Source organism: Mesorhizobium sp. BHbdii (assembly GCF_053848045.1).
In genome coordinates, this window is record NZ_JBSPKX010000063.1 from 1 (window position 1) to 667 (window position 667).

1 pseudogene is annotated in these 667 nt (G+C 69.0%); it reads right to left on the reverse strand.

The features are described from left to right. Positions 1-667: pseudogene (locus ACWTU8_RS31825) on the reverse strand (double-strand break repair helicase AddA); the annotation flags it as partial.

A 667-nucleotide genomic window follows, 5' to 3' on the forward strand; every position in this document is an offset into this window, starting at 1 on the left:
CTTTTCCCGCTCTGATTGCGGCCACCCGGCACCCGTTCGTGCGAGATAACGCTCGGCGGCCCCTTGGCGTTCACCCTCGGCAATGCCGGGCAGCATCTGCAGCAGCTTGTGCAAAGCGAGCCCGCGCTGCACGGCAAAGCCCGGTTCGGCATCGGCGGCCAGCACCGGGGAAGCCTCGTCGACGACCGCTTCCTTGCCTTCGTCGATCAGCGCGGAGGCACCGGATGGCGACAGCGGCCGCGGCAGGTCCTCGAAGGGCGGCAAGGGCCGGAACAGGGTTCCCGGCAACGGACCGAAAGCATCGGTCTGCCGCGCCTGTTCATCGGTGCTCGCCGCGACGGGCGGCAGCTTGGTCACGTGGAAACGATGCACCGGCTCGCCGCCGGCGGGATGCGCACGCTGTTCGCTTTCCGGCGCGCCAATCAGCGCGCGGCTGACGATCGAATGCCAGGTGCCGGTGTTCGGCGCCCGCTTGCCGTGATAGCCGCAGACGATCAGCCGGTCCTCGGCACGGGTCATGCCGACATAGAGCAGCCGGCGGTATTCATCGTCGGCGAGTTCGCGGGCGCGGGCGGCCGCCGCCTTCGAGAAGCCGTTGGCGACATCGCTGGCCGAACGCCAGAGATAGCCCTTGCCGTCAAAATTGCGGCCCGAGCCGTCGAACGGC